Annotated in this window: 5 protein-coding genes; 4 read left to right on the top strand and 1 reads right to left on the bottom strand. The window is 61.0% G+C overall.

The features are described 5' to 3' along the window. The first annotated feature begins 241 nt into the window (after window positions 1-241). The 4 genes from rpmH (at window position 242) to mnmE (ending at window position 4,243) form a co-directional block, all read left to right on the top strand. Window positions 242-382 carry a 50S ribosomal protein L34 gene (rpmH, locus tag J5I97_RS19500; RefSeq protein WP_002805908.1) on the top strand — a complete coding sequence of 47 codons (141 nt, stop codon included), beginning with the start codon at window positions 242-244 and terminating at the stop codon, window positions 380-382. 38 nt (window positions 383-420) lie between these two features. Further along, window positions 421-867, top strand: coding sequence for a ribonuclease P protein component (gene rnpA / locus J5I97_RS19495; RefSeq protein ID WP_208588259.1), 447 nt, complete (start codon window positions 421-423; stop codon window positions 865-867). A gap of 15 nt (window positions 868-882) precedes the next feature. Then, window positions 883-2,598: a membrane protein insertase YidC gene (gene yidC / locus J5I97_RS19490; protein WP_208588258.1), complete on the top strand. Its 1,716-nt coding sequence runs from the start codon at window positions 883-885 to the stop codon at window positions 2,596-2,598. Window positions 2,599-2,902: 304 nt separating this feature from the next. Beyond that, complete coding sequence (gene mnmE / locus J5I97_RS19485; protein WP_208588257.1) at window positions 2,903-4,243, top strand: tRNA uridine-5-carboxymethylaminomethyl(34) synthesis GTPase MnmE; 1,341 nt, start codon at window positions 2,903-2,905, stop codon at window positions 4,241-4,243. A 106-nt stretch (window positions 4,244-4,349) separates the two neighbouring features. Here the strand turns inward: mnmE and J5I97_RS19480 are convergent, their stop codons facing one another. Further along, window positions 4,350-7,394 (bottom strand): TonB-dependent receptor, encoded by a 3,045-nt coding sequence (locus J5I97_RS19480; RefSeq protein ID WP_208588256.1) that lies wholly within the window; start codon window positions 7,392-7,394, stop codon window positions 4,350-4,352. Window positions 7,395-8,050 lie beyond the last annotated feature (656 nt).

The following is an 8,050-nucleotide window of genomic DNA, read 5'->3' as shown; positions in this document are numbered from 1 at the left end:
AAAGTGTGATCATCTGTTGCCGGCTGTGGCGCGCAGAAAAGCGCCGTGCTCACAGCCCGGTAGTGAAAAGAGGATGCAACACACTAGCACTGAGGGCAGGGTTTTCCCAGACTTATTCACAGGCTCATCCACAGGCTTGGGCCAGCATCGCCTGCAGTGACGCGTCTGGGGAGTTGACCCGGCCTGTAGCGGCCCTATAAAATTTCTTGTCATATTCGACTTCATTCATGCAGAGGGCCCCATGGCCACCAAGCGTACTTTCCAACCCAGCAACCTCAAGCGAGCACGCGACCATGGCTTCCGCGCACGTATGGCAACTGCCGACGGCCGTAAGATCCTGGCTCGCCGCCGCGCCAAGGGCCGCAAGCGCCTGAGCGCTTGATTGCCGCGCCGCTCCCTGCGGCCGAGGCAGTCCCTACCGTGAACGCACCGAACCCGTGCAGGCGATTTCCTCGCTCTGCGCGGGTTCGTACGCGTGCGCAATATACGGTCGTCTTCGATACCGCACGCCGCACCTCCGACCCGTTGCTCAGCCTGCACTGGCGTACCGGTGAGACACCGCCGCGCCTGGGCATGGCGGTGTCGCGCAAAGTCGATGCCCGTGCAGTCGGACGTAACCGCATCAAACGTGTCCTGCGCGACGCCATGCGGCACCTATTGCCAGAGCTGGCTGGCGGCGACTATGTGATTGTGGCGCGCTCGGCAGCTGCCAAGGCAACCAATCCACAGATTCGTGACGCCTTTTTGCGTCTGCTGCGTCGTGCTGGCGCATTGCCCATGCCAGCTGCGCCCGGCACAATGCCGCCCGCCAGGACGATGCACCAATCCTCCCCTTCCCCGACAGAGCCGGAACCCAGTTCCGACTGAGCGAGTTGCTGCCCGATGAACCAGACCCGTGTTTTCCTGATTTTTGCCTGGCTGATGGTCGCGGCGCTGCTGTGGATGGAGTGGGGCAAGGACAAGGCGGTTGCGAATGCGCCCGTCGTGGTTGCAGCACAGTCGGTTCCGGCCGCACGCGATCTGGATGCGATCGCCTCGGCGGCCAATGTGCCTGCCGCCCAGGCCATTCCACAGGCCAGCGCGCCGGGCGCGGTACCCACTACCACCACGGCGGTACCTGCCGCTGCCGGCGCTGCACCTGTCGTCACCCTGACCTCGGACGTGCTGCGCCTCAAGCTGGATGGCCGCAGCGTGCTCGACGCCGAACTTCTGCAGTTTCCGCAGACCAAGGACGGCAACGCGCCGGTCAGCTTGTTGAGCGAAGATGCCGCTCACCCGTACAACGCCACCAGCGGCTGGGCCAGCGAGCATTCGCCGGTGCCGGGGGTGAATGGTTTCCGCGCTGAGCAGCCGGGCACTGCATTCGAGCTGGCCAAGGGGCAGAACACCCTAGTGGTGCCGTTCGTGTGGAATGGCCCCAATGGCGTATCAATTCGGCGCACCTTCACCCTGGAGCGCGGTCGCTATGCGATCTCGATCAAGGATGAAGTGATCAACCAGAGTGACGCGCCATGGAACGGCTACGTGTTCCGCAAGCTGAGCAGGGTGCCGACCATCCTCAGCCGCGGTATGACCAACCCGGATTCTTTCAGCTTCAACGGTGCGACTTGGTATAGCCCGCAAGGAGGCTACGAGCGCCGGGCGTTCAAGGACTACATGGACGATGGCGGCTTGAATCGCCAGATCACCGGAGGCTGGATGGCGCTGCTGCAGCACCATTTCTTCACCGCGTGGATTCCGCAGAAGGATCAGGCCTCGCTGTATGTGCTGGCTCAGGACGGCCCTCGTGACGTGGCCGAGCTGCGTGGCCCGGCCTTTACTGTGGCGCCGGGTCAGACCGCCAGCACCGAGGCACGCCTTTGGGTGGGCCCGAAGCTGGTCAGCCTGATCGCCAGGGAAGACGTAAAGGGGCTGGACCGTGTGGTCGATTACAGCCGCTTCTCGATCATGGCCATCATCGGCCAGGGCCTGTTCTGGGTGCTGAGCCATCTGCACAGCTTCCTGCACAACTGGGGCTGGTCCATCATCGGTCTGGTGGTGTTGTTGCGTCTGGCGCTATATCCGCTGTCGGCGGCGCAGTACAAGTCCGGTGCCAAGATGCGCCGCTTCCAGCCGCGCCTGGCGCAGCTGAAGGAGCGTTATGGCGACGATCGCGTCAAGTATCAGCAGGCGACGATGGAGCTGTTCAAGAAGGAAAAGATCAACCCGATGGGCGGCTGCCTGCCGTTGCTGATCCAGATGCCGATCTTCTTCGCGCTGTACTGGGTGCTGGTGGAGTCGGTGGAACTGCGTCAGGCGCCGTGGCTGGGCTGGATCCAGGATCTGACCGCGCGCGATCCGTATTTCATCCTGCCGGTGCTTAACATCGCGATCATGTGGGCTACGCAGAAGCTGACCCCGACCCCAGGCATGGACCCGATGCAGGCCAAGATGATGCAGTTCATGCCGCTGGTGTTCGGCGTCATGATGGCCTTCATGCCGGCCGGCTTGGTGCTGTACTGGGTGGTCAACGGTGGTTTGGGTCTGCTGATCCAATGGTGGATGATCCGCCAGCATGGCGAAAAGCCGAGCAAGATCATCCACACCAACGCCAAGTAAGTTCAAGAAGGCCCGCCGCAAGGCGGGCCTTCTGTGTGAAAGCCCGCAGCTGTTCTTTCTATCGCCAAAAACGCCGTCGTGTAAGCACCATCGTCCATCGCATCTTGCTGTGCATAACGTGCGCGGAGTGTTGGTGTCGACTGGTTGTGGCAAGCAGGCTGCAGGCAGCGTCGGATCTCTGTATTGAAGATCGATCCATCGCGCGCAAGGCTATATGCCACCGCTCTGGAATTGCGGCCACGAAGTAGCCGCGCCGGCGCGTATGCAAGAAACGTCTCGGACCACACGCCGTACTCTGCTGCCTATGTCTTCTTTGCCATCGACCATCGTTGCCATCGCCAGTGCCGCCGGAACCGGAGGCATCGGCATCGTGCGGCTATCCGGCCCGCATGCCGCGCAGATTGCCGCGAACCTGGGCATTACGAATTTGCAGCCACGGCAGGCGCGCTACGCACGTTTTCGCGATGCGGATGACGAGGTGATCGACGATGGCATTGCGCTGTGGTTTCCTGCGCCGCGTAGTTTTACCGGCGAAGACGTGGTGGAGCTGCAAGGCCACGGTAGCCCGGTATTGCTACAGCAATTAGTGGCGCGCTGCATTGCCTTGGGCGCGCGTCAAGCACGTGCCGGTGAATTCAGCGAGCGCGCATTTCTCAACGGCAAACTTGATCTTGCGCAGGCAGAGGCTATCGCCGACTTGATCGCAGCCGGGGATGTGCGTGCGGCACGTGCCGCGCGTCGTTCGCTCGATGGCGTGTTCTCGCGCCGCGTCAATGCGGTTAGCGACGGCCTCACGCGTTTGCGTATCCATGTGGAGGCGGCCATCGATTTCGCCGATGAACCGCTGGACACGCTGGGCGGCACGCAAGTGCGCGACGGCTTGAGCAAGGCGCGCGGCTTGCTCGCACAGTTATTGTGCGATACCGAACGCGGGCGCAAGTTGCGCGACGGTTTGCATGCGGTGTTGATCGGACCGCCCAATGCCGGCAAAAGTTCGTTGCTCAATGCATTGGCCGGTAGCGATCGGGCGATCGTCACCGATGTCGCTGGGACCACACGCGACACCTTGCACGAAGCCATCCAGCTCGATGGCTTCGAGTTGACGTTGGTCGACACCGCCGGCTTGCGCGATGGCGGCGATGCGATCGAACGCGAAGGCATGCGCCGCGCACATGCCGAATTGCAGCGCGCCGATCTGGCGCTGGTGGTGCTGGACGCATGCGACCCACAAGCCGCACGTCACGCGATTGGCGATGCCATCGATACGGTGCCGCGTCAGCTGTGGATCTACAACAAGTGCGATCTGCTGACCGAAGCCACAGAGCTCGACCACGATGCGATCGCGGTGTCTGCAGTGACCGGTCAGGGACTGGAGCGATTGCGCACCCGCCTGCGCGAAATTGCGCTGGGCGATGGCGTGGAAAGTGTGGAGGGCGAATTTTCCGCACGCACGCGGCATGTCCAAGCCCTGCGTCGCGCCGAGCAACACGCAGATGCCGCCGATCTGCAACTGCGCTTCGAACAACTCGAACTGGCCGCCGAAGAACTGCGCCTGGCGCAGGAAGCGCTCGGCGACATCACCGGCAAACTGAGCGCCGACGAGTTGCTCGGCAAGATCTTTTCGAGTTTTTGTATCGGTAAGTGAAGCGGTGCCGCAGCGTGCGTGCGATGGACAATCCGCAGCGGTTGGCTCAAAGAAAACCGGCCTCTTTCGAGGCCGGTTATTTTGGAGTTGATGTGCAATCAATCCATCAGAAGTCGTAACGCGCGGTCAGCCGGAACGAGCGCGGCGTCTGGTAATTGACGTCGTTCAGATAGTTGGGGTTGATCACGTCGCGAGACGCTTCACTGAACTCGTTGTACTCGGTAACGCGGTCGTTGTTGAACAGATTGAAGATGTCGAGCTTGATGCGCAGCTTGTTCTCGGCCCAGTTGGGTATGTACGCCGCTGTCAGATCGAACGTCCAGGTCCACGGCGTACGCCCTTCGTCGCCACGCTGCCGCAGCACACGCGTGCCCTCGGCGTTCAAGCAGTAGAAGCTCGAGCCACCGTATGCGCTCAGCGTCCCTTGGTCGGGCTGAGGAATGTCGTCCAGCGGTATATAGCCTTGGCAATTGACCGGGCGACCGGATTGCAGCACCAGGTTGCCGCCAAACTGCCATTCCTGCGTGAGGTGGTAGGCACCGAACAGCTTGAGGGTGTGTTGGCGATCGTTCGGTGTCGGCCCGTAGGTGCCGTCGGTAAATAGCCGGTGGTCGAAGTCCTGTGTCAGCCCCGGATCTTCCTGCCCCAAGGTGGAATTGACGTAGCCTTCCACATTTCCGCGCGTTCTGGCAAACGTGTAAGAACCCTGGAAATTGAACTTCTCGCCGGTGCGCTCCCAGAAGAACTCCAGCGCGGTGTGGATACGCCGATATTCGGGCAGACCGAGATACGAGGCCGGCAGGGTTGCCAGTTCCACTTCTCCATCGCCGTTCAAGTCGACATTGAGAGTGACATCGCTGCCTGGGTTAAGGAAATAGCAGCTCGGTACGGAGCTGGGATCGAAATCGGGATAGCCATTATCCGCTGCCCAATCGATCCACGGGTTGGTGGTGCAGGTATCGTCCATGCCTGATTTCACTTCGCGACGGATCATGCGCACACCCGCCATCCAGTTTTCCGTCAGTTGCAGCTGCCCGCCCAGAATCACTTCGTCCTGGTACATGGGCGAAAGATTGGTGGATGCAACCGAGGCCGGGTTTGGTGCAACCAGCGAGCCATTGGTCTGGGTCGCGCCAATCTGTGCGCCTTGGCCGACCGGCGTGCCGTCTGCTTCGCTCCAGCCGTTGACGTAGTACCAGTTGGACACGGTCGATTCCGCGCCCGTTGCACGGATACTGGAGTTCGTGGCGACCGGGATGTAGTAGCGCCCCGCGGTACCGAACAACTTCAAGCTGGCGTCACCGAGTACATCCCACGAGAAGCCAAGCCGTGGCGAGAGTTTGTAATCGGACTCGACCCAGGCAATGCCGTCGCCGTTCTTGTTTTCGAACTTCTCGCCGCGTAGTCCGAGCACAGCGAGGAAGTTTTCCGTCACCTGCCAATTGTCTTCCAGATAAAAGGCGCTGTTGGTGTTTTCGTAGCTGGAGCTACTGGTCTGATAAACGCGCGAACGTGCGTAAAGCGCTCCGCGTGGGACCAATTGACCGTTCACCGTACGACCCGGCTGCCCGGCAAATGCGCCAGTGGCGACAGAGGTACCTGGGACCGTGTAATACGCCCAGTTGATTCCGCCAGCATAGGTCTGACCGCGATGGCTGGATTCGTAGTTTTCCTGGTCGACGCCGAAGCGCAGCCGATGCTCGCCCAACACCCACTCGCCATCGACGCGGAATGCCTTGCGGATGTCTTCGTCCGGTTCGGCGTTCAAATCGGCGATGGTCGAAATCGTCCCCGGGTTGCAGCCGATGTAGCGATCCACCGTGTTGGTGGTCAACCCGAAGTTGTACGCCCATGGGCATTCGCCGCCGGCAGGATTGGCGGGCAGACGCGAGTCGATCAGGTTGCTCAGATAGCCGTACTGCGCCGACAAGGTGAAGTTGTCGGTGAAGTAGCCGGTGTATTTGAGGATGCCGACCTTGCCGCCGTTTTCCATCTCATAGCTTTCGATCGGCGCCTCGTGCCGGCCGATGTTGTAACGGTTTTCGCCGTTGGCATCGAGATTGTATTCGTAGGTGCTGTACTTGGTCTTGGCTTGGTTGTAGATGCCGGTGAATTCCACCAGGTTGCTGTCGTTGATGTACCAGTCGAGTTTGACCAGACCTTGCGGCGTGGTGTCGCGCTGACGTTCGCTGTTGACCGATCTGAAAATATTGATCGTTTCGTTGCGGCCCTCGGCCATGGCGAAGAAGAACAATCTGTCCTTGATGATCGGACCACTCGCATAAGCCGAATAGATGGTGCTGTCGAACTGGTTGTCGCTGCGATATTGGTAGAGCGGATCTGCAGCATCCGGATCACGGTCACGCACATTCTTGCCCTTCGCGGCCCCCCAATCCGGAGCCCATTCGACGCTGCCACCGTAATGCCAGTCATTGGAGCCGGACTTGGTCACGATGCTTACAATGCCGCCCAGCGAGCGACCGTACTCGGCCCCATAGCCACCGGTCTTCACTTGCAGCTGCGCGATCCCCTGGAACGGCACATTAGCGAACGACAGGAGCGTGCGCATGTTGGTCACGTCGAAGCCGTTGATGTAATAGCCGTTTTCGGCCACCGAAGAGCCGCCGAACGATGCAAGATTGCCATTGCCGAGACCGTTGTCGCCTTTGACTGTGCCAGGCGCGAGCAAGGCGACCGAGGAGACGTCGCTGGCCACTGGCAGCGAGATCATCTGTTCGGCGGTGAAGACCGTGGTGGATTCCACCGAGGACACATCGATCGGGTTGAACGCACGCTCGCCCACCACTTCGACCCTGTCCAGAGTCGTGGCGTCATTGTTCAGCAGCACCTGCGAGCCACTACCGACCTTGACCTCGACCTCGCGAGTTACGCCATCGGAGGTGATGACGTATTTGCCCGGAGGTAGCTGGCTGAAGGTGAATCGGCCATCGGCAGCGGCGGTGGCCGAGTGAGTCACCCCCGTCTGCAGGCTCTGGATGGCAATGGTGCTGCCTGGCTGGCCGCTACCGAAAATGGAGCCAACCGCACTTTGCGCCTGCAAACCACCGGCGACACACAGACCCAACGCCAGGCTCAAGGCACTGCGCGTGATGTTCCTGGACAACCAATTACGAATCCCTGGACGCGTCATTCCTCTCTACTCCTGATGAATACCGTCGCAAACGACTGCAAAGCGTGGGACTCAACTGTCCTGTAGCAGTTGAGGGGGAGGGGCGCTTCAGGCAGCTTGGCGAGTGCCATAGCTGTCTCTTTCCTGAAAACTGTCTGAAGATTAACCCGGGATTTGCGGAGATGTCATCTTTCCGGAACTTTTTTCTGAAACAGGGCTTTCGGGCCAGGTATTGCCCAGATGGTTGGTGTAGCCATTGGCCACACGCGGGATACAGATGCCTGTGGTGCACTGCACGGATGAGGGGCTGGATGAACTGCCAAACGCCGTGCCCTTCAGGTGTAAAGCGCCGTGCTCGCTACACGTGTCCGCTGCAACGGAGCGCGCGCGTGATGTGGCGCAGCCGCGCCGGTCCGGCTATGGCCCGTGGCCGCCTGACCGCCTGGCCGCCAAGACTTCGCATGCAGCAAGGCTCAGCGCCACGAGGTAGAGGCGCTGTGTCGCTAGGTGCCGATCATCGGCGTGGCGTCGATCCGCACGAGCGCGCCGCCTGCAGCCCACTCGCTACGCATGGGCGGGCCCGTAGCGGACTGGACCTACGGCAGGTGGCGTCATCGGGAATTGGAGCGTCGCAAGGAGTGAGGCGTCGGATCAACGACCGCCCTCAGCTTTCCGTC

This window comes from Xanthomonas fragariae, assembly GCF_017603965.1.
Classification (GTDB): domain Bacteria; phylum Pseudomonadota; class Gammaproteobacteria; order Xanthomonadales; family Xanthomonadaceae; genus Xanthomonas; species Xanthomonas fragariae_A.
This window is presented reverse-complemented; position numbering and strand designations above follow the sequence as displayed.